The 21,035-nt window shown below is 36.8% G+C and carries 20 protein-coding genes, 1 riboswitch and 1 other annotated feature; of the genes, 5 read left to right on the forward strand and 15 right to left on the reverse strand.

From position 1 onward, the window contains the following. Positions 1-22: 22 nt before the first annotated feature. The 3 genes from CBF35_RS03870 to CBF35_RS03880 all read left to right on the forward strand — a co-directional run bounded on the left by CBF35_RS03870 (position 23) and on the right by CBF35_RS03880 (position 1,923). A complete protein-coding gene (locus tag CBF35_RS03870) occupies positions 23-478 on the forward strand; it encodes a GyrI-like domain-containing protein (RefSeq protein WP_342352311.1) in 456 nt (151 codons plus the stop codon). A gap of 5 nt (positions 479-483) precedes the next feature. Further along, entirely contained in the window at positions 484-999 is a 516-nt protein-coding gene (locus tag CBF35_RS03875; protein WP_126778673.1) for a ClbS/DfsB family four-helix bundle protein, read from the forward strand. Positions 1,000-1,101: 102 nt separating this feature from the next. Then, a complete protein-coding gene (locus CBF35_RS03880; protein ID WP_126778674.1) occupies positions 1,102-1,923 on the forward strand; it encodes an NUDIX domain-containing protein in 822 nt (273 codons plus the stop codon). 63 nt (positions 1,924-1,986) lie between these two features. Here CBF35_RS03880 and rlmN read toward each other — a convergent pair whose 3' ends face one another. Then, on the reverse strand, positions 1,987-3,060 hold the full coding sequence (gene rlmN, locus CBF35_RS03885) for a dual-specificity RNA methyltransferase RlmN (protein ID WP_126778675.1): 1,074 nt from the start codon (positions 3,058-3,060) through the stop codon (positions 1,987-1,989). 213 nt (positions 3,061-3,273) lie between these two features. Between rlmN and CBF35_RS03890 the strand changes: the two genes are divergently transcribed. Next, positions 3,274-5,394, forward strand: a complete 2,121-nt coding sequence (locus CBF35_RS03890) for a cation:proton antiporter (protein WP_170174707.1) — start codon at positions 3,274-3,276, stop codon at positions 5,392-5,394. 42 nt (positions 5,395-5,436) lie between these two features. Here the strand turns inward: CBF35_RS03890 and CBF35_RS03895 are convergent, their stop codons facing one another. From CBF35_RS03895 to CBF35_RS03950, 12 genes are all read right to left on the reverse strand, one after another. Beyond that, on the reverse strand, positions 5,437-6,567 hold the full coding sequence (locus CBF35_RS03895; RefSeq protein WP_126778677.1) for a DNA glycosylase AlkZ-like family protein: 1,131 nt from the start codon (positions 6,565-6,567) through the stop codon (positions 5,437-5,439). 133 nt (positions 6,568-6,700) lie between these two features. After that, positions 6,701-7,906: an MFS transporter gene (locus tag CBF35_RS03900; protein ID WP_126778678.1), complete on the reverse strand. Its 1,206-nt coding sequence runs from the start codon at positions 7,904-7,906 to the stop codon at positions 6,701-6,703. 244 nt (positions 7,907-8,150) lie between these two features. Beyond that, positions 8,151-10,589: a DNA translocase FtsK gene (locus CBF35_RS03905; RefSeq protein WP_126778679.1), complete on the reverse strand. Its 2,439-nt coding sequence runs from the start codon at positions 10,587-10,589 to the stop codon at positions 8,151-8,153. Between the two features lie 115 nt (positions 10,590-10,704). Then, positions 10,705-12,786, reverse strand: a complete 2,082-nt coding sequence (locus tag CBF35_RS03910; protein ID WP_126778680.1) for a DNA topoisomerase 3 — start codon at positions 12,784-12,786, stop codon at positions 10,705-10,707. Next, a complete protein-coding gene (locus CBF35_RS03915; RefSeq protein WP_126778681.1) occupies positions 12,734-13,093 on the reverse strand; it encodes a DUF1033 family protein in 360 nt (119 codons plus the stop codon). The genes CBF35_RS03910 and CBF35_RS03915 overlap by 53 nt, the downstream gene beginning before the upstream one ends. A gap of 168 nt (positions 13,094-13,261) precedes the next feature. Continuing rightward, positions 13,262-14,098 (reverse strand): MetQ/NlpA family ABC transporter substrate-binding protein, encoded by an 837-nt coding sequence (locus tag CBF35_RS03920; RefSeq protein ID WP_126778682.1) that lies wholly within the window; start codon positions 14,096-14,098, stop codon positions 13,262-13,264. A 29-nt stretch (positions 14,099-14,127) separates the two neighbouring features. After that, a complete protein-coding gene (locus tag CBF35_RS03925; protein WP_126778683.1) occupies positions 14,128-14,814 on the reverse strand; it encodes a methionine ABC transporter permease in 687 nt (228 codons plus the stop codon). Further along, complete coding sequence (locus CBF35_RS03930) at positions 14,811-15,842, reverse strand: methionine ABC transporter ATP-binding protein (RefSeq protein WP_126778684.1); 1,032 nt, start codon at positions 15,840-15,842, stop codon at positions 14,811-14,813. The genes CBF35_RS03925 and CBF35_RS03930 overlap by 4 nt, the downstream gene beginning before the upstream one ends. 229 nt (positions 15,843-16,071) lie before the next feature. After that, positions 16,072-16,330 (reverse strand) — a binding site (T-box leader). 38 nt (positions 16,331-16,368) lie between these two features. Continuing rightward, positions 16,369-16,701, reverse strand: coding sequence for a glycine cleavage system H family protein (locus tag CBF35_RS03935; protein ID WP_126778685.1), 333 nt, complete (start codon positions 16,699-16,701; stop codon positions 16,369-16,371). A 22-nt stretch (positions 16,702-16,723) separates the two neighbouring features. Continuing rightward, positions 16,724-17,080, reverse strand: a complete 357-nt coding sequence (locus CBF35_RS03940; protein WP_126778686.1) for an arsenate reductase family protein — start codon at positions 17,078-17,080, stop codon at positions 16,724-16,726. 148 nt (positions 17,081-17,228) lie between these two features. Beyond that, positions 17,229-18,419, reverse strand: a complete 1,191-nt coding sequence (locus CBF35_RS03945; RefSeq protein ID WP_126778687.1) for an FtsW/RodA/SpoVE family cell cycle protein — start codon at positions 18,417-18,419, stop codon at positions 17,229-17,231. An 89-nt stretch (positions 18,420-18,508) separates the two neighbouring features. Continuing rightward, positions 18,509-19,498 carry an alpha/beta hydrolase gene (locus CBF35_RS03950; RefSeq protein ID WP_126778688.1) on the reverse strand — a complete coding sequence of 330 codons (990 nt, stop codon included), beginning with the start codon at positions 19,496-19,498 and terminating at the stop codon, positions 18,509-18,511. 325 nt (positions 19,499-19,823) lie between these two features. On the opposite strand from CBF35_RS03950, the gene CBF35_RS03955 reads away from it, so the two are divergent. Further along, a complete protein-coding gene (locus CBF35_RS03955; RefSeq protein WP_126778689.1) occupies positions 19,824-20,054 on the forward strand; it encodes a hypothetical protein in 231 nt (76 codons plus the stop codon). A 49-nt stretch (positions 20,055-20,103) separates the two neighbouring features. On the opposite strand, the gene CBF35_RS03960 is transcribed toward CBF35_RS03955, so the two are convergent. Together CBF35_RS03960 and CBF35_RS03965 are read right to left on the reverse strand one after the other, a co-directional pair. Continuing rightward, positions 20,104-20,418, reverse strand: coding sequence for a DMT family transporter (locus CBF35_RS03960; RefSeq protein WP_126778690.1), 315 nt, complete (start codon positions 20,416-20,418; stop codon positions 20,104-20,106). Continuing rightward, a complete protein-coding gene (locus CBF35_RS03965; RefSeq protein ID WP_126778691.1) occupies positions 20,418-20,759 on the reverse strand; it encodes a DMT family transporter in 342 nt (113 codons plus the stop codon). Before CBF35_RS03965 ends, CBF35_RS03960 begins: the two co-directional genes overlap by 1 nt. A 75-nt stretch (positions 20,760-20,834) precedes the next feature. Next, positions 20,835-20,930, reverse strand: a riboswitch (guanidine-I (ykkC/yxkD leader). Positions 20,931-21,035 lie beyond the last annotated feature (105 nt).

Consider the following 21,035-nt stretch of genomic DNA (forward strand, 5'->3'; position numbering starts at 1 on the left):
CTTTCACGTTGTCAAAAAAACATTGCCTAGTTACCCGATGATTAGTCTGACAAAAGTTATCGCAACTTATGAAGATGAAGAATTACTCTGGCAGGAATTTAGCCAGTTAGCAGATTTTAAATACATAACAACCCATTATCAAACGACTACTCGTAGCCTTTACCACGACTTAGAATATACTGGTTGTGAGATGACTGTTGAAGTTCAATTACTCATTAATAATTTAACTAAGGCGACTTTTAATTATGACCACAGCCTAGCCCTTGAAGTTGCTAGTGTGACTTTTAATGGTCCTTACGAACAAATGACTGAAGTCACACTGGCAATTGCCGCTTGGTTAGAAGCTTATGATTATCAATTAGCTGGCCCAATGTTTAATATTTATCATCGGAGTTTCTTTGAGACAACCGATCCTCACGACTTAATTACTGAAGCTTGTTTTCCCATCGCTCCATTAGTAACCAATCAGAAAGGATGATTAACATGGCTCGCCCACAAAATAAAACAGACTTACTACTACAAGGAACAGAAAATTATCAAAAATTAATAGACTTGATTACAAGCATGCCTCCGGACCTGCAAAGAGGAACCTTCCCTTTTGAAGATCGTGATAAAAATATTCGCGATGTCCTTTGTCACCTTCATGAATGGCACTTAATGATGGCCCAATGGTATACTGTTGGGATGGCTGGTGGCAAACCTGAGATGCCTGCTCCTGGCTATACTTGGCGGACAACTGGTCCACTGAACGACGTCATCTGGGAAAAGTATCAATCTTTAAGTTTTGAAGATAGTCTCCTAAAACTTGAGGAATCCCATCAACAAATTTCGAGCTTAATTGCCAGTCACAGCAACGAAGAACTGTTTACTAAAAAAGTCTATCCTTGGACAAATACAACTTCTCTTGGGGCATATTTTGTTTCCAGCACTAGTAGTCATTACGACTGGGCAATCAAAAAAATTAAAAAGTACCAACGTGAATTGAAAAAGCTTCAATAGCGCACACCTCCCACCTTTGGCTTTTCTAGTTTAATCTATCCCCTTTATCTGGTACAATAAGGTAGATAATACTTTTAAGAAAAGAGAAAGGACGGATTGATAATGACAGGTTTTGCTTCTAAACAAGCAGAAAAACATTATTACGAAACAGAAGCCACAGAACAGGAGTTTCTAGCATGGTATGCTGTCCAAGATTTACCGACTTACGATACCCCTTCGGTCACTATTGATAATGTTTTGCTTTGTTACAACCGTTCAGAAGATGAGTTAAAAATACTCTTAATCCAACGGAATACCCATCCATACCAATATTCATGGGCCCTACCAGGCGGCTTCGTCAATCGCAATGAAGCCACGGAAGATAGTTGTATCCGTGAAACGAAAGAAGAAACTGGCGTCGGCATTACGACTAATAACATTGAACAGCTCCATACTTTTAGTACTCCTAATCGAGACCCTCGTGGTTGGGTGATTACCGTAAGTTACTTAGCCTTTATTGGCGAAGAGTCACTTGTTGCTGGGGATGACGCTAAAGCCGCTAAATGGTTTACCGTTCACCGGGAAGGCAACTTATTAAAGCTGGAAAATGATGAACACGATGCCATCGTTTTAAACTTAGACACTGGTGACTCACTTGGTAGCGAAACTCTAGCCTTTGACCATGAGCGGATTATTTTAAAAGCCTTTCGTCGGGTATTGAATAAAATGTACCATGAGCCAAAAGTCTTACAAGTTCTTGGTAAAGAGTTCTCAATTACCGAAGCTCGGAAAGTTTTCGCTAAGTTTTTAGGGACTGACTATAAGACAATTGACCACTCCAACTTTAAAAAAGCTATGCTTGATTATTTTATTGAAGTTGCGGAACGGCCAACTGGAATCGGTCGCCCATCAAAAATTTACCAATTAAAAGAAATGATCGAGTAATTCCTGATAGCAAAAAACCTCATTAACTGCCTTCTCTTTAGGGAAGGCAGTTAACGAGGTTTTTTATTTATCGTCAGCAGCTTTTTTCTTGATTTGTTTACTTCTTAATTGACCACAGGCAGCATCAATATCTGTTCCTTGTTCTTTTCGAATGACACAGTTAACCCCTTTGCTTTTTAAAACTTCATAAAAGGCTAAAACGTCTTCTTTTGAACTACGACTATACTGATCGTGCTCACTAACAGGGTTATAAGGAATTAAGTTAACATAAGTCAGTTTCTTTTTGTTGCTTAATAACTCCGCTAATTGGCGAGCATGTTCTGGTCGGTCGTTAACATTCGATAACATAATGTATTCAAAAGTAATTCGACGGTTAGTTTTCTCTAAGTATTCATCAACTGCTAACATCAGCTTTTCAACTGGGTTGTTACGGTTAATTCGCATAATTGAGGTTCTAACTTCATTATTTGGGGCATGTAATGAAATCGCTAAGTTAACTTGCATGTCAAAGTCAGCGAATTCTTTAATTTTATGAATCAAACCACTAGTTGAGACAGTCATATGACGAGCGCCAATGCCTAAGCCTTTGCCATCATTAACGATATGTAAGAACTGCATAACATTGTCGTAGTTATCAAAAGGTTCACCGATTCCCATCACAACGATGTGACTCACTCGTTCACCAAGTTCCCGAGCATCTAAGAAAAACTGAACTTGCATAATTTGTGCCACAATTTCACCAGCTGTTAAATCACGCTGTTTTTTTAATAAACCACTGGCGCAGAAAGTACAACCAATGTTACAGCCAACTTGAGTCGTGACACAGACAGATAGGCCGTATTCTTGGCGCATCATAACCGTTTCGATCATGTTCTTGTCGGATAACTCAAACAAATATTTAATTGTCCCATCTGCCGATTCTTGAACAACGACTTGATTTAAAGGACTCATATCAAAGGCCTCTGTTAATAAATCAATGGTATTCTTTGCTAAATTAGTCATTTCCTTAAATGTTTGTACTCTTTTAATATATAACCAATCCCAAACTTGACTGGCACGGAATTTCTGTTCCCCTTGTTCTTCAAACCAGGTTTGTAAATCACCCATTGTTAAACCATAAATTGATTGTTTCAGCACGCTACTTCCTCATTTCTCATATCTGACTTGCTTTAAATACTATAGCTTAAATAAAAAGCCATTGCAATACGTTGTCAATTATTTTGCTTGATTCTTATAAAATGATGCTTTTCGAAATACTAAGTTTAATAATACTTAAGTTACTGATAAAAAGTTACTTATTTTTTAGTTATCGTTTAATAAATTTGCTATAATACTTAAGAGGTGATGTGTATGAATGTGTTAGTAGCGAGTATTTTGATGATTGTTCTTGTTATTATATCAAATATAATTAGTCATTATTTAGTATCTATTCCAACTGCTTTAATCGAAATTGTTGTTGGACTAATCATTGCGTTAAGTTTCGATATTCAAATAAATTTAGAAGCCGATTGGTTTATGTTACTCTTTGTTGCCCCACTTTTATTTAATGATGGGAAAGTTTTCCCTAAAAATGAACTGTGGGAACTTCGAGCGCCGATTTTTGCTTATGCGATTTGGCTTGTTCTTTTAACAACAGTTGTTGGTGGTTTCTTTATCCACTGGTTAATTCCAAGTATGCCTTTAGCTTTAGCAATGGCTTTAGTAGCAGTCTTATCGCCAACTGATCCAATTGCTGTTCACGGGATTGCCGAACAAATCAAACTACCGAAAAAAATTCTTAGCCTCATTAGTGGGGAAAGTTTGATTAATGACGCCAGTGGCTTAATTGCCTTTAAGTATGCCTTAGCTGCCTTTATGACTGGTCATTTCTCTTTGACTCAAGCAACTGGGAACTTTCTTTACATGGCTTTAGTCGGTGGTTTAATCGGGATTGTCTTTATTTCTTTCATCCACTTTTTACGACTATTTTTAGTCCAACAAGGTATCCAAGATGTAGTCTTACATACGGCTATTCAAATCATTACGCCTTTTGTCATCTATATTGTGGCTGATGAATTAGCACATGCTTCTGGGGTAATCGCTGTCGTAGCAGCCGGCGTGCTCTCAATAAATCAAGCGCCGATTTTCCGGAGTCAACATTCGGAAGTCCGCTTAGTGACTAATAAAATGTGGGATATTCTTGTTTATTTATTAAATGGGTTAGTCTTTATTTTACTAGGAATTGAGTTACCGATTGCTATGAGGGAAACAATTGAAGATCCAAGCATTCACAACGGCACGCTTTTATTTTACATTGTTACGATTTGGGTCTTTTTACTTTGTATTCGGGTCGGTTGGTCTTACATGTATATGTGGTTAACTTACTTGCGCAAAGACAACGGCAAAAACGACTATCCTTCTTTCAACACAGCTTTAATGACCGGAATTACCGGGGTTCGTGGGGCTGTCACGATGGCTTCGATCATGTCGATGCCCTTACTCTTACCTAACGGTGGGGTCTTCGTTGAACGGCCTTTAATTGTCACCTTAGCCTGTGGTGTCGTTTTAACTAGTCTCTTAGTCGCAACGATTACTTTGCCTTTTCTAACGAAACAACGGAAACGTTTTTCTTTAGTCGGTGATGATTCCGTAGTTAACGCTGATTTCGCTAATAAACAATTAGTCGGTGCGCTTGATTCCCAATTAACAGAATTAGAAGCCCGTCAAATTATGGTTAAACATGCGATTTTAACGTTGAAACAAGAAACACTTAATAAAGAAGACCATTTAATTCTTTCTGATTTAATTCAAGAATTTGAATCCCGTTTACGTCACTTATACCGTGAACTAAACGATGATGAAACTAATCGCTTGTACTCACAATTGGAAAGTAAGATTCAAAAAATTGCCATTGCTGGTGAACTTAAAGGAGTCGAGCGAGTTGTGGCTAGTGGTGAAGTTTCAGAACGTTTCGCACGTAACTACATTAAAATGGTTGCGACGAAAAAAGAAGCCTTCGAACCTGGCTTTATCAATTCCGTTAAACGGATGCTCTTTGTTTTACGCCGTCAAGGCAATCTAGTTTTTTGGCGTTTTAAATCGAAACAACAGCAAGAGCAAATGTTGTTAGGTGAAACATCGATTATTAAACTTGAAACTCAAAGTACTAAAGGAGCCATTGAAGCCTTAAAAGCTTATAAAAAAGAGTTGCTCCAAGATAGCTCTTGTCCGGACTTACACAAACATATTTTAAGTCAAAAATTATATGAATATCTCCATAAATTACAACGTATTAAACACTTTAGCAAACAAACGAAACGAGATTATCAAAAATTAATTCAAGAATATTATATGAAAGCCTTAGATGCTGAGCGTGAAACCGTCCAAGACTTATTCCAAAACGGCCAAATCACATTAACAATGGCAAATCATTTAAGACAGTCTTTGAATTATTATGAAAGTTCTTTGCTGCAAAGTGAAAGTACTCACTAAAAAAGTTCTAGCTGCCCCTTTATGGGCTGCTAGAACTTTTTTTTATGTAAATCCAGTAAAAATCTGCTCCTGATAAATCAATTCCGTTAAGTTTAAAAAGTCTTTTAACTCTGTTAAGACACCTAAAATTTCTGCTGTATATCTTTCTCGATTCTCTGGCTTAAAAAAGACAAAACCTTTGATAATCAATTGACTTAACTGGCGCTCATTTTTTAAATCCACCGTCCCAATCAGCTCCCCAGCGATTAAGATTGGCATCGCAAAATAACCATAGCGCCGATTTTCAGCTTTAATATAACTTTCCAATTTAAAATCAATCCCAAACAACTTAGCCGTCCGTTCACGATCTCTAATTAAGTTATCAAAAGGTGACAGTAATTTTGGTGGCAAAGTCGGAAATTCAGCTAAATTAGTCACTAGTTCTTGATCACTGACTAATAAATAATGCTCCCCATAATTTTCGACACTGATTTTTTGAATGTCACCTGCTGTTAACATCTCAGCAAGTATTACCTTAGTTAACCCTTTTTTTAGATTAAAGTAATGGCTAGCTTCCCCTTCAGTAATAATACCTAAATTATTAAAAGTCATTAAAATCAATTGTTGATACATCTGATATTCTAAGACTTGCGGACTTAACTCAGACCGGATTCCCTTTCCAAGATGCAGACGTTTATTAAACTTTTCATCCCGTTGACCTTCAATTAAGCCAGCTCGCCACAGCTTGTCGATTAAACGGTCTTTTGGTGACTGCTGCCACGTTTCTTGCTGTTTATTTTTAATAAATGCTCTTTTTAAGATTGGTTGAACTTCCGCTAGTTCTGCTAGTAGGGTCTGACTTTCAGCCACCGTCGAACTTGCCATTAAAGCTTCGTAAGCTTTGCCTTGGAATAAAGGGACAAGTTCAGTATCTTTCAAATGTAAGGTTAAAGCAAAACTATATAATTCGACAGCTTGATCTTGATGATACAGTTCTAACAAGTCCCCTAATTGATAGTTTTTTAGCCGTGCCCAACAAACCAGCTCTTGGCTCCGGGCAACAACGCTCATTGAATCTAGTTGGATGAATCCCAGGTTGGTGAGTACTGATTGGACGTTTGCCCTATTCTCACGGCAAAAACTTGAAAATTGTTTATGTAGTTGAACTTGTCTAATTGTATCAATATTAATCATCTGTCAAAACTCCTTCTTTAATTCTAACAAGGTCTCTTTACTCTCTATTAATAAAAATGACTATGTTAGATAAATCAGTGACAGTGCTTTGTCGTTATTTAGATAGTCAGTACGCCTTTTCTGATGTTTAATATCAAAGGTAAACTAAATAATAAGACTCCCCCCCCAACACTGTACACAAATACTTAACCTCAATCATGTCCCAACTAATAAAATTAGCAGCTATGATTGCTCCTAAGGGATAGCCAGCAGCACTCAATGAACCCATTAATGTGAAAACACTACCTTGTTGTTCCTTTGGTATAACTAGTTGAAAAATAGTTCGACTATAAATCAATGCTGGCGCTGAGACAAGCCCCATCAGGAAGAAGATAAGACCGAACATTGATATATGGTTAATTAACCCAATACAACAATATAAAATTGAGTTAAGACAAATTGATAAAAAAACTAGCGTCATCATATTATTTTTAAAAGGTAGCAGGCCAATTAAAAAGGAACTGCAAACAATTCCGCCTGACAATAAAACTGACATAATTGAATAGGAAATAAGACCACTCAAATAAGTTTCAGATATAATTGGACTTAAAACAGGTAAAGTCCCCCATAATAATAAATTCCACAGAAAGAAAATGATGATTAACGCCCTCATTTGTTTATTTTTTAAAGTAAATGACAAACCTTTTTTGATTTCCAAAACCCATCTTTTAAAAGAAAATATAGCTTGCTTATTTTTTTTATTTTCTTGGTACTTAATCTTTATTTGTAAGTACAAATGTGCAGAAAGGATCAAAAAAAATGCATTGACTAAGTAAGCCACTTTTTCACTAAACAGATTAATAAGCCCTAAGGCAAGGACTGGTCCAATTACTAATGAGAAATCAATTTGAATATTCATCAAACTATTTACCGTTACTAAATACTCTTTGGGAGTTAATTCAGTAATAATAATATTTTCACCTGATTTTGACAAAGGTAATACCGCGCTAGATATCCCTAAAATCGTGAAGAATATGACGTAGGAATTAACAGTAGTTAAATTCGCAAAAAACAAATACACAAAAAGGATTGCTCTAAGTAAATTAGTTAAGTATATAACTTTAACAACAGAATACCGATCTAATACAAAGGCAATTAGCGGCGCAACAATAATTGAAGGTAATTCTAATGTAATCAGTGAAATAGCAATCAAAAACGGACTTTTTGTTTGATTATATATAAACCAAATGAGGGTTAAACTCATAGCTGATTGACCGATACTTGTTAAACTCGCACCTAATAAAAATTTAGACATGTCATTTATCTTAAAAACTTTTAACATGGGATTATTTTTTTTCATATGTGTTACCTTCTCTTTATAAATAGCTTCCCTTCCTTGGCAGTTGATTGAATCGAAATTTAATTGCTTTAAACATCTTTCTTACACTTCTCAGACCATATTATTTCCCATACTTCATTTCGGAAATTTTCTAAGATAAACTAATTTCTTCTTTTCGATAGTTACTTTTTTCAAGTAAAGCATATTTTATAAAAGAAGACAACAAAAAAGGGGCCGCGACATTCGTCACGACCTCCCTTTCACTTTAAATATCCAAACTTTCTTGTCCGACAGGCTCTTCCACTTCAGGAACGAAACTAATTAAGACTTTACGGGGTTTGCTGCCTTCTGAAGGGCCAACAACACCTTGTTCTTCCATCTGGTCAACGATCCGGGCGGCACGGTTGTAACCGACTCTAAAGCGCCTTTGAATCATCGAGATACTAGCAGTTTCCATTTCGATGACCATCGCAACAGCATCATCATATAATTCATCTAAAGGTTCCCCACTAGCTGAGTTGTTAATCGGTTCTTCTGAGGGCATCATGCTTTCTTGATAATCAGCCCCTTGTTGCTCTGTGACAAAGGACACCAAATCTTCAACTTCTGAGTCAGAGATAAAGGCACCTTGCACACGGATTGGTTTATTCTCACCCATCGGTAGGAAGAGCATATCTCCCCGACCAAGGAGTTTTTCTGCTCCGTTGCTATCAATAATCGTCCGAGAATCCGTTCCACTGGAAACAGCAAAGGCGATTCTAGAAGGGACATTAGCTTTAATAATTCCCGTAATAACATCCACACTTGGTCGTTGGGTCGCTAAAATCATATGAATCCCAGCAGCTCGAGCCATTTGGGCTAAACGCGTAATCGCATCTTCCACTTCGTTACTAGCTACCATCATTAAGTCGGCTAACTCATCAACAATCACGACGATAAAAGGTAGGACGGGGCGATTTTCGCCATCTTGCATATTGTGTTCAATCACCATCTCGTTATAACCAGTAATATTTCTAACGCCACTACCTGCAAAAAGTTCATAACGACGTTCCATTTCACTAACAACTTTGTGTAATGCTTGAGCGGCTTTCCGAGGATTAGTCACGACTGGTGTTAATAAATGAGGAATGCCATTGTAAACATTCAGCTCCACCATTTTCGGGTCAATCATCATTAATTTAACTTCGTGAGGTTTCGCACGCATTAAAATACTTGTGATAATCCCATTAATACAAACTGATTTCCCACTACCTGTTGACCCGGCAATTAATAAATGGGGCATCTTCGCTAAATCAGCAGAAATCACATTTCCTGAAATATCTCGGCCTAAAGGAACTTCTAATAAATTAGATTCGTTTTTCGGCTGTGCTTCAATAATATCCCGGAATGAAACCATACTGACTGCATTGTTCGGGACTTCGATCCCAATCAAAGACTTACCAGGAATTGGGGCTTCCATCCGAATGTCTTTGGCAGCTAAAGCTAAGGCTAAATCATCAGTTAAGCCGACAATTTTACTAACTTTAACGCCGACAGCTGGCTGAATTTCATACTTAGTAACTGAGGGCCCTAAGCTAGCTCGCACGACTTTAGCATCGACACCGAAACTTTTAAACGTTGTTTCTAAGACGCCGACATTTTTTTCAATTGATTTGTATTCATCACTTTGATCAGTTAAAGGAATTTCATTTAATAAGTGAGACTCTGGTAAATGATAGTCCCGGTTTTCTGTTTCTTCCGGAATTTCAAATTCCAACTCTTCCCCTTCAGCCTGATCTTCAGCTAAGTCTGTTGGAGCAGGAGTCTGTCGTTTAATTGGTTCCTCAGACTCAAATTTATACTGATTTTGATAACTATCAATTTCCAATGACAACTGTTCTGTTTCAGCTTTCTTAAGGCTAGCTTGTGCTAAGTCTTCAACTGATTCCCGGGCTAATTCTTCCCCAGGTGATAAGTTTCGGACTTGGTTCTTAGCTGCTTCCGCGGCTTGAAGTTCTTCTTGTTCAGCCTTTAAAACAGCTTTTTCCGCGGCCTTGGCGGCTTTTTCAGCCTCTTTTTCGGCTTTCAATTCTTGCTTAGCAATTCTTTTAACTTTATTTTCAGCTAGTTTGCTACTAACATTTTTACTGTAAGAACTGATTCGATCAGTCATTTCTAAAATATTCATATTAATTAGTAGTAAACTCCCACTTAAAATTAATAAACCAGAAATCAAATAAGTGCCTAACTGGGAGACTAAGAAGTAAGTCGTACTGTATAAGAGACCTCCAACCATACCACCACCAACATTTTGATTGACAGTATTGCCACGAATATCCGTAAAGAGTTTTTGCCAAGTTAACTTAATAATATTCGTTTCCTCAGTCATGATTGATTGAAACAACACGCTGTGAATTAAAATTAAGACGCCAGCATATAAAATAATTGCGCCGATAATGCGTTTTTTTTCTTTAATTTCTAGATCTTTACCTGCAAAGACTAGGGCCACACCGTAAATAATTAAAAGTAGGCCTAATAAGGGATAAGTGCTACCACCAATGATTCTTAAAACATTTGCTACTAAGACACCTAAAAATCCTAATTTTAAAGCTCCAAAAACACCTAATAAGACAAATACTAGGCCAATTATAATGTACATTGTCCGTTCTTGTTGCTGTTGTTGTTTTTTAGTTACTTTTTTTCTACTTGTTTTTTTCTTTGCCATCAATTTCCTCCTGACTACTAACGACATTCAAAGACTTGTTAGTAGAGTTCCTTCCCATTATACACCAAAAGAGAGAATAAAATAACTGCTTTATTCTCCCTTTATTTAACTGTCTTTATTGGTCTTTCATCGCGGCCTTTAAAGCTAAAGCTAGTGGACTTTCTTCAGGTTCACTTTCTTGGCTGTATTGTTTCAGTAACCGTTTCTCTTCGTGCTTCGTCATTTTTTTCTTCCGTTCTTGCCCTGTTGGAATTTTTTCGGTAATGACACAGAATTTACATTTGAAAAATTCACCATTTTTACCTTCATGAATTTCCATTTTTTTATGACATTGCGGACAACGCTTATTAGAAACTTTCGGGTCCTTACGACGGCGGTACTTACAATCTTCTTTCGTACAGACAAAAATCTTACCATCACGAGTATTTCGTTCTCGTAAAGGTGAGCCACAATCTGGACACTCTTTGGCGGTAATTGAAAAGTCTGTGTACTTCTTCTCACTGGTTTTAATTTCTTTAACTAGTTGAGCAGTATCTTTTTCAATTTGCCGAATAAAGTCTTGGCTTTTCCGTTTGCCTAAAGCAATTTCTTCTAATTCCCGTTCCCACTTTTCTGTTAAGTCAGGTGAGACTAACGAAGGATTGACGAGTTTCAACAACTGTTTGCCTTTTGGACTAACGGTTAGTTTACTGCTACTTCGTTCCATTAATTCCGATTTAATTAATTTCTCGATAATTTCGGCTCGAGTAGCTGGTGTCCCTAATTTATGTTTTTCCATTAAACCAAGTAAGTTACCTTCTGATAAAGGTGCTGGTGGCGTCGTTACTTCTTTATTAATCACTAAGGTAGCAGCTAAGCTTTGACCTGCTGTAAACTCAACTTGTCGCTGACTGTCATTTTTATTAGTGCCTTTCCAACCAGCTTCTTCAATTTTAACTTGTTTAAAGACAAACTGATGGTTGCCAACAGTTGCTTCAACGGTTTGTTGATTAGTGACATGAGGGTCACCAAACAAACTCAAGAATCGTAAGGTAATCATTTGATAAATCTTTTGTTCGTCGTTATCCATTTTTTCGGCCCGTGGTGCTTGCTCCGTTGGAATCAAGGCATGGTGATCCGTGACTTTGCTGTCTTGGAAAACTTTTGGTACTTTGACAACTGCTCCTTGGCGAATAATTGCTTTTGCTTCATTAGGATAGTAGCTAGTGACTGCTTGAAGACGTTCTTTCATTGTCCCCTTCATGTCACTTGTTAAATATTTAGAATCCGTCCGGGGATAAGTCACAACTTTATGAATTTCATATAAACTTTGAACGATTGATAACGTCTTTTTCGCTGAAAAGCCATACCGTTGGTTAGCTTCTCTTTGAATTTCCGTTAAGTCATAAGGGAGCGGTGCTCCTTCGGCTTTTTTCTTATTAGTAATTTTTGTGACTTTGACTGGTTTTGTGCCAATCTCTTTTAAGATTAACTCAGCTACTTCCCGTTCTTTCATACTTCGTGGGTTAGCTAGTTGCAAACGGCCTTTTAAGCCTTGATACGTTAAATCAATCGTAAAGAAATTTTCTGGTCGAAATTTTTCAATCTTTTCTTCCTGGCCTCTAACTAAGGCAAGGGTCGGCGTTTGCACACGACCAGCTGATAAGCTGTCTTCATACTTAACTGTTAAAGCTCGCGTCACATTTAAGCCAACTAGCCAATCAGCTTCTGCTCTAGCTAAAGCTGAGTAATACAAATTATCGTATTTTTTACTTGGTTCTAATTTTTTAAAACCATCTTTAATCGCTTTTGTTGTTTGTGAGGAAATCCAGAGACGTTTCACTGGTTTAGTAAAACGGACGTATTCTAATATCCAACGCGCGACAAGTTCCCCTTCACGTCCAGCATCAGTGGCGATTACGGCTTCGCTAACATCTTGCCGTTTTGCCAATTGACTGATCGCTTTTAATTGTTGGCCTGTTTTTGGTAATGGTTTGATGCCGACTTTTTTAGGAATCATCGGTAAGCTCTCCATCTGCCATGTTGCCCACTCTTTATTGTAATCTTCCGGCATTTTTAAGCCTAATAAATGACCAAGTGCCCAAGTAATAATGACAGTTGGTCCTTCAATATAACTTTTTGATTTTTGAGTTGCTCCAAGAACTTTAGCTAGATCTCTTGCAACACTTGGTTTTTCCGTGATAATTAGTTGTTTCATCGTTGTCCTTTCCATCTTCTGATAGCTTGCGACAATGTCTCAGAAGCATCAGTCCTTTGTACTGTTGAAGGTCCTCGTCACAATCGTCGCAGTAGAGTAGCTCCCCTTCATTCCAAAAGGCTGTTAAGTAATCTGGTTTCTCTTTCATCATACTATATTTTGCCTGTAATTGGGCAAATTTTTCTTGATAAGCTAACTGGGCTGAAGCTAAATCTGCAAATAACGTCTCTTCAACGATATCATCTTCCCAATCATCAAAAAACCACCATGGCTCATTTTCACTATATGTTGTAATTAATTGATACATGATTTACCATCCTGTCTACATAATCTAATCGCTTTTCCCTAGTTTAATAGCTTTTGCTCTTTTCTGCAAATAATTGATTTGAACATTGTCGAACAGAAGACTTTTATGCCTCAAAGACAAATAAAAAAGCTACTTTTTCAGTTAAAGTGAAAAAGTAGCTCAGCTTTATTATTCGCTAACAGGTTTAATTTTTCCATCCCATTGTTTAGTAATCCAAGCTTGGGTTTCTTCTGAACGCAGTGCAGCTAATAATTTATCAATTGCCTCATCGTTTTGATTATCACTACGAACAGCTAAAATATTCGCATAAGGTGAGTTGTCTTTTTCAACTAAGACTCCATCTTTTTCCGGTGATAAATCAACGCCACCAGCAAAGTTGGCATTAATTGCAATTAAATCTGCTTCATCTGCTTCATAGGCTTTTGTTAGCAACTCAGGGTTAACATCATAAATAAATTCTAAGTTTTTAGGATTTTCTTCAATGTCATCAAAAGTCGCTGTTAATAAATCTGTGCCAGCTTTCACTTTAACTAAGCCAGCATCTTGTAAAATCGTAATAATCCGGCCCCAGTCAGAGACAGAGTTACTTGCAATGACTTTAGCACCATCTTTTAAATCTTTAATATCTTTTAGATTTTGGGAATACAACGCCATTAATTCAATGTGAATGGCCCCTTTGTTAACAAAATCATAGCCATTTTCTTCGACTGATAAATCGAAAAAGGGAATGTGTTGGAAGTAATTTGCATCAATAACTTTTTCGGCTAAAGATTTATTCGGTAAAATATAGTCATCGAATGTTTCGATTTCTAAATTAACGCCTTCTTCAGCTAATTGCGGTTTGATATGTTCTAAAATTTCCGCGTGAGGTGTGGCTGATGCCCCAACTTTAATTGTTACTTCATCTTTATTACCAGCTGTCTCTTCTTTACCTTTACTGCCACAACCAACTAAAGCTAACGCTAAAGTACTTACTGCTAAAATCCCGATTAATTTCTTTTTCATACTTAATTCCTCCTATTTTTTATACTATTTTAACGTTTATCTGACTTCTTCACGGCCAGATCGCCAATTCCTTGAATAATAAAAACGATAATTAAAATACAAATGGTTGCAAACAAAGTAACTGTTTGATTGCCTCGCATAAAGCCATCCTGATAAGCTAGGCCACCTAAACCACCGGCACTAATAGCACCAGCCATTGCGGTAAAACCGATCATTGTAATCGTTGTAACAGTTGCGCCTGAAATTAAAGCTGGCAAACTTTCTGGTATTAAGACTTTCCAAATGACTTGTAAGCGGGTGGCTCCCATCGCCTCCGAGGCTTCGAGAACACCACTGTCAACTTCCCTAAAAGCAATTTCAACTAAGCGACCATAAAAAGGGGCTGCTGAAATAACTAAAGCGGGAATTGCTGCTGTCGGTCCTAAAAAAGTACCAATCATTAATTTAGTTATAGGTATTAATAAAATAATTAAAATGATAAAGGGCACTGAACGACAAATATTACTAATGATTGAAATAATATTATAAAATACTTTTGCCCCAGAATTTGAACTTTTACTTAAGTAGTATAACAATAGCCCTAAAATAATCCCAATTATAATGACAAAAATCATAGAAATTCCAGTCATATATAAGGTTTGTTTCGTAGCTTCTAGAAATTTTTCACCATCTAATTTTGAAAAATCAAAATACTCTTCTGCTAATGTTTTCTTCATTTACTTTTCCCCTCCACACCGACGCCAGCTTTTTTGAAAAAAGTCTCAGCTTTGGCAATTTCCGCTTCAGAACCAGTTAATTCGACAATCAGCGTTCCAAATGAGCTACTTTGGGTTTGTTGAATTTGCCCTTGGATAACGTTAATATCAACGTCACATTGGCGGATAACTTGAGAAATAATGGGGTTTCTTGCTTTACTGCCTTCAAAAGATAGTTGTAAGATTTTACCAGCTGTAAAGGTTTCTGCTAAGAAACTTAAGGCATCTTGATTATTTTCTGCCGGTGCCGTTTCTTGTTGGACAAAACGCTTCGTAACCGCTTTTTGGGGATTACTAAAGACTGTTAAGACGTCTCCTGATTCGACAATTTTACCTTGCTCCATGACTGCAACTTTATGACAAATTTTACGAATCACATGCATCTCATGAGTGATTAAGACAATCGTCAAGCCTAGTTTGCGATTAATATCTAGCAAAAGTTCTAAGACTTCATCTGTTGTTTGAGGATCTAAAGCACTCGTTCCTTCATCACATAATAAGATTTTAGGGTCATTAGCTAAGGCTCTCGCAATTCCAACCCGCTGTTTTTGCCCACCTGACAATTGACTAGGATAAGCTTTCTCACGCCCTTCTAAACCAACCAGTTTGATTAATTCTTGAGCTTTCTCTTCTCGTTCTGCCTTAGGAACACCGGTCATTTCTAAAGGTAGCGTAATGTTATCAATAACCGTTCGTGACCACAATAAGTTGAAATGTTGAAAAATCATGCCAATTTCTTTCCGAAATTCCCGTAACTCTTTCGGATTCAACTTAGTAATGTCTTGATTATCAATAATTACTTCTCCCCCAGTTGGAATTTCCAAACCGTTTAATAACCGGACTAGGGTACTCTTACCTGCCCCTGAGTAACCAACGATCCCAAAGATTTCACCTTCAGCAACTGAGAAATTAACATCAGAGACAGCCGTTACTAAGCCACTTTTACCTTTAAATTCTTTTTTTACATTTTTTAAATTAATGAGAGTCATCATTTTCACTCTACTTTCTGTGCATTTCACTTATTTTCTACTTTAAGCTGATATCCGATAAACCCAAGCTATCGCTTCCCTTGTCTATTACTTCATCAACTCGTTCCTCGTTGTGAGGGGATGATGAGGCAACGCAATGTCATGGCTGACATTCCCTTGTACTGCAAGTCATCTAATTACTACGTAATTAGTGGCTTGCAACAAAAAAGCTTCCGTCCTTGTTTTTGCAAACAAGGACGAAAGCTTATGATTTCGTGTTACCACCTTTATTTATTACTACCTCGCGATAGTAACCTTCATCAGTACAGGACAAATTCGTCGGATACTGGTACACTTTAACGGGTGTTTACGTTATAAACTTACTGATTTAACAGCTCATCTATACTGCTCAAAGACCATCTTCCATCTCATTTCAGTTATCCGCTTGCACCTGACCGGACTCTCTTTTAAACTTTCCTGATATGTACTCTTCTTTTCAAAGCATTTCATTTATTGTTACCCATTCTATCAATTAGAATTTTAAATGTCAATCTAATTCGTTAAATTCTTTTTCCTCTACATCAGTTAGAACAACTAACCATGCAAAATCTTCATTTTTAGCATCTAGGGCTGAAGCATCGCTTAAGGCTTCTTGGTTAATTGATACAACTTTACCACTTAAAGGCGACACTAATTCTGTCACAGCTTTTTCAGCTTCAATTTCTGCGAAAGACTCGCCAGCTTTTAACAGATCACCAATTTTTGGTAATGAGACAAAAGTAACACTGCCAAAATCATCTTGGCCTTGATTGGTTAAGCCGATTGAATAATCTTCTTCAATTTTTCGCACCCAGATTTGTTTATTAATTACTTTTTTCATTGCACTACTCCCATTTGGATGTTTATTTTAATAACTCTTCGTATTGACTTTCTTTAAAGCCTAATAAGACAGGCTGACCATTTTTTTCCATAATTGGACGTTTGATTAGCATACCATCGAGACATAAACGACCAGCAGCTTCTTCGATTGAAAATTCATTGACAACATTTTTTAGTTCTTGTTCACGGTAACGAATCCCACTCGTATTAAAGAAACGGCGAATCGGTAAGTCACTTTCTGCCATCCAAGCTGCTAATTGCTCTTTAGTTGGTGGCGTTTCTATCATATCGATTGTATTATAAGTCACATTGTTTTCATCAAGCCAAATTTTAGCCTTCTTACACGTTGAACATTTCGGATACCAATAAAAATTTACCATCTGATCCCTCTTTCCATTAATTATCTATTCTTAGTATAACATAAATTCGACTTAATTCTAAGGTTGTCTTGTGATATTAGTAATTATTATCTGACTTTCTTTATCACGACAACTCTTAATTTATCAAAGAAAAACAGACAACTTTTGGCTAGTTGTCTGTTTTAAAATCTAAGTAATCGTCTTTTTGAAAACGCATTGACATAATAATTCCGACACCAATCAAGTTACCAATTAAAGATGACCCACCTTGGCTAATAAAAGGCAGTGGAATCCCTGTTAATGGCAGTAGACCAATATTTGCCCCAATATTTTCAAAGACATGGAATAAAATCATCATAATAATCCCCGTTGCGATGTAAGCATAAAACTCGTTGTTCGTGTCAAAACACACACGAATCATGCGGTAGATTAAAATAAAATACATGATGATAATTAAACAACCACCAATGAAACCAAAGTTCTCACCAATAACTGTGAAAATCATATCTGACTCTCGGACTGGTACATAAACTTCTGAAACATTGAAGCCTTTACCAAACATCCCACCTGAACCAATGGCTATTAACGACTGAGCTTGTTGGTAAGAGTGACCAGAGGCATCGTGGAAAGGATCTAACCAAGATTCTACCCGTAGTAGCTGGTACTGCTTAACCCCTGCTGTTCGTAAAAATTCCCGACCACTGTCAGTTGTTACTAAGAAAATCGTAATCCCTGCCCCAATCGCAAATACCGTAATCACTGGCAAGATGATTTTCCAAGAAATTCCTGACATTAAAAAGATACCACCTAAAATCGCTACATAGACTAATGAGGTTCCTAAATCTTCTTGAAAAGTTAATAAGAAAATAACTGGTGCTGTAAATGCGGTCAGCTTACCGATTAAAATAAAATCATTTCTAATTGTATGCTCTCGGTTGACATTATGCCTTGTAACGACATAGGCCAACATTAAGATATAAGCAATTTTCATTAACTCCGAAGGCTGAAAGGTAAAACCACCAAAACTAAACCAGTTTTTCGAGCCTGTCAATTCTGCTAATTTCTTATCGTGTAAAAAAATTAAGGCAGTCATTAAGCCGAGCCCCATAACATAAAAGACCGGTGTCATTTTCCACAACATCTTTGACGTAAACTGCATTAAAATGACGACAGCGATTGCTCCAATTAAGAGCCACAAGACTTGTTTTAACATTGGTGTCAAGATATCTTTGGTCACTAAATCGTGAGTCAAAGCGACGTATAAGGAGGCTAGCCCCATCAATGATAAAACAAACACAGGTAACATCACACCGTAATCAATGCGATTATCTAAACTATATTTGTATTTCTTTTTATTCATAGCACATCCCTTTTCTATTCTACAATATACTATTATACCTAATCTAATCTTTTCTTAATAGCTTACTGACTAACTTTAAGAATTCTTTACTATTTCAATGGTTTTAAAAATTCAACAACTGCTTCAAAAGTTGCTTGTGAAGCTGGCAAAGTCATATCAAACTGATACTCGTGGTCCAGTTCTTCTTGACTGTCATAAAAAGCAGTAACAACTTCAGTTCCTTGGCTTTCAAGAAGTTTAGCTAAAGCTTTTCCTTGGTCTTCAAATGAGAAGTTATGGGCATCAGTAATAAAACTTCGTGGGAAATTTCCAGTAATATGAGTTAACATATCTGCTTCCTGAATAATTGTCGATTCAAACCAATCCGGATTCCCTGTATAGGCCCACCCGATTCTTTTAACAAAAAAATCAAGTAAAGGCAGTTCTCTTAAGGGTTTTGTCGCCTCACTTAAAGAAAAGGGGGCACAAAAGAAAATCGCGCTTTTTATCGTAGCTGGATCGACCGTTCTTTCAAAACCAGTCCCTTGAGCGTATTCATCGTTAACTTGACTATTAATAAATTGGGCAACTATTTGGCCCCCAGCTGAATCACCACCAAAGACAACATTTTCTAAGTCTAAAGAATAATCTGTGGCTTTTAACTGAATTTCACGATAAACTTCTGCTAATTGAATTAAGGGCCCTGGGTATCTCGTCCTAGGTGCTAAGTCATATTCGATGTTAACAACGGCAAAGCCCTCTGCTGCTAACATGTTTGTATAAATACTAACATCTTCCTTTTGACCACCGACATAAGCACCACCATGAAGCCAAAAAATTACTGGGTGTTTGCCAGTTGTTTTCGGTAATATTAGATCATAACGATTATTTGCTGCTGAAGAAGGATAGCTTAAATTCTTTTGAACATCAATTTTTTGGTTGACTTCCAAATAGTTAGTAGGCTCTTTCGCAGGGCCACCGTTAGAAAATACTTGGTGAATAACTCCCGCTGCCGGATAGGGTGTAAATACTGCAACAAACAGTGACAACAACAGACAAACAAATAGAACAATTCCAGTATCTTTAAAAATGCTTTTCATTAATTAATTCCTTCTCCATCTCAGGTCATTTCAACCATCTTTTGGGCTTTTTTTATTACCAATATTGTAACTTGTTTTAGTGACAATCACAACAGTAAGAGAAGCCCGCGAATTCTTCCAACTATTCTTTGAGCTAAATTCATCTTATACTGCTCTAATCACTTAGAATGAAACATTAAAGGTTAATGTGTCTATCAATTAATTTTACACAGGTTGTAAAAAACACGAATTGGAGTTAATGCCTATTTTATGGTATAATAGACTTAGAGGAAACAATTACATGTTTCTTTTTTCTTTTAATCCTTGAAAGGGAGTGGCGTACTAAATGTTTAGACCAGCTCAAAAAGTTGCTTCAGAAATCGGTAAAGATTTCCTACCTGACACTAAAGTAAAGTTTTATTTCCGTGGTGATTTAGAAACCGGTAAAGTAATTAAACAAATGACAAACTCAGCAATTATTTCCATAAAAAAAACTGCTGACAATAAAGATGTCATTTTCCAAACAAACGGCAATATCGTCATCAGTTATGAAGACTTAAAATTAAAAACGAATTAATTAAATAAAAAAAACGGTTAGCAGTGACTTATCTCTGCTAACCGTTTTTTTATGCAATTATTTTTAAACCAACAGCAGCGATTAAGATCAGACTAATACAGACAATCCGCTGCCAGTCTTTTCCTTCATTGTAGATTAACATGCCTAGGATCGCTCCCCCTGAGGCACCAATTCCGGTCCAGACAGCGTAAGCCGTCCCCATTGGCAAATAGTCCATGCTATATGACAGTAATAAAAAACTAACGGTAAAAGTCCCTACTAATAAAAGTAAAGACGACAGATTTTTTTTATTATTAAAACGATTAATCGAAGCCACCCCAAACATTTCAAAGATGCCAGCAAAAATTAATGAAATCCAAGCCATTATTGTTCCCCTCCTGCATTCACTTCTTTAGGTGTTGCTAATTTAAGTCCAACAACCCCAATTAATAGTAAAACAATTAAACCAATTTTTGCCACACTTAGAGGCTCTTTGAATAAGAGACTTTCTAATAGCACTGTCCCTGTCGTTCCAATTCCAACAAAGACAGCATAAACAGTTCCCACTGGTAACTTTTGACTTGCTGAGATCATTAAATAAAAACTAAAAAAGATTGCTAATATTGTTAGCCCCCACTCGAACAAGTTACTGGCATGTTTTAAGCCAATTACCCAGCCAACTTCAAACATTCCTGCAACTAATACTTTTGTCCATTCTTTGTTCATGTACTCCACCTCATCATTATTATTAATTGCCCAGCGCAAACAGAAAAAGCCTAGGAATCTACTGCGCTATCCAGTATCTCCCAGGCTTTTATCCTTCCGTGACATAATCTATGATTATGAGTTTTCTCTTGGACCAGACCACTGACGTGCGGAACCCTAGAAAACATTTACTTTTCAATTATCATTTCATTATACTCATTTACACTAAAAAAGCAAGCCTCTAACTAAAAGATGTCCATGAATTTTCTACCTATAGAATAAACATATGTTTTTTGA

The sequence above is a fragment of the Vagococcus salmoninarum genome (assembly GCF_003987495.1).
In the GTDB taxonomy this organism is placed as follows: Bacteria; Bacillota; Bacilli; order Lactobacillales; family Vagococcaceae; genus Vagococcus_D; species Vagococcus_D salmoninarum.